At 60.9% G+C, this 1376-nt stretch carries 1 protein-coding gene; it reads left to right on the forward strand.

The genetic code is table 11. The annotated features are described in order from the left end of the window. Window positions 1–77 precede the first annotated feature (77 nt). Complete coding sequence (locus tag ABIB80_RS39285) at window positions 78–1112, forward strand: IS110 family RNA-guided transposase (RefSeq protein WP_354129649.1); 1035 nt, start codon at window positions 78–80, stop codon at window positions 1110–1112. The last annotated feature ends 264 nt before the right edge of the window (window positions 1113–1376 follow it).

Below are 1376 nucleotides of genomic sequence, written 5' to 3' on the forward strand. Positions count from 1 at the left end.
ATGATGGGGTGGACGCCCCGCCGACGGCATCGATGTGCCAAAGTGGAGGTGTTTAGCACCACTTAAGGGAGGCGTCCGTGTCGGAGGTTAGCATAATCGGTCTGGACATCGCCAAGCAGGTTTTCCACGCTCATGGAGCAGACGGGAAAGGGCGAGCTATATTCAGCAAACGGATCAGCCGAGGAAAGCTGCTGGATTTCTTCGCAGCCCAGCCGAGTTGCACGGTAGCGCTGGAGGCATGTGGCGGAGCCCATCACTGGGCCCGTCAGCTCACTCGGCTTGGCCACGAAGTTCGGCTGATCCCTCCCGCCTATGTAAAGCCGTTTGTGAAGCGGCAAAAGAACGACGCGATCGACGCCGAGGCGATCTGCGAAGCAGCGCAGCGGCCGAGCATGCGGTTCGTGGCCGTGAAGAGCGAACAGCAACAGGCGGCGGGTCTGGTGTTTCGGACCCGTGACCTGTTAGTGCGGCAGCGAACGCAGCTCATCAACGCGATCCGGGGACATCTCACTGAATATGGATGGGTCGCACCTAAGGGGCCATCGCACGTGGCGATGCTTATCGATCTGATCGAGGAGGAAGAGATGGCCAGCTCGCTTCCCAAAGCGGCCCACGCCATGTTCCGATTGATGTTGGACCTGCTGACCGACCTCAATGGCAAGATCGCGGATCTCGACCAGGAGATCGCGCGACGTGCTCGCGAGGACGAGGTATCGCGCCGGCTAATGACCGTTCCCGGCATCGGCCCAATCTCCGCCACCGCGATCGCCGCTCTAGCACCGCCGGCCGAGACCTTTGCCAAAGGCCGTGACTTCGCGGCATGGCTCGGTCTCACGCCTCTTCAAAGATCGACAGGCGGCAAGCAGAAGCTCGGTGCGACATCCAAGATGGGCGAACGCACGCTCAGGCGCCTTCTCATCATCGGCAGCAGCGCGGTCGTGCAACAGGCGAGCAAACGCGGTGCGCCAAGGGGATCGTGGCTCGAACAGATGCTGGCTCGCAAACCGCGCATGCTGGTAACGGTCGCGCTCGCCAATAAGATGGCGCGGATCGTCTGGGCGCTACTTATCAAGCAGGAGAATTACAGGGCTCCGGTCGCAGCCAAGGCGTGATCCTGGCCGACCTGAGGTCGTCAGAGATGTAGTCGGTCGAAGGAGAGTATGGCGCAACAGTCGGCGAGACGAGACCGGAAGAACCAGGTGTACTCATCGTGCCCAGAGCACGCGTTTATGATTTGGTTCCGGTCTGCGAACTCCCATACGGGCCCGCAGCTTCATCGCTGCACCATCAGAGGCCGGACAGATGGCAGCATCCGACTACGTGCCGATCTTCCTCAAAAATCGCTTGCATCTCGCGGGGCGTCCACAGATGAGTAC

It is taken from the genome of Bradyrhizobium sp. i1.15.2, assembly GCF_040548425.1.
Lineage (GTDB): Bacteria > Pseudomonadota > Alphaproteobacteria > Rhizobiales > Xanthobacteraceae > Bradyrhizobium > Bradyrhizobium canariense.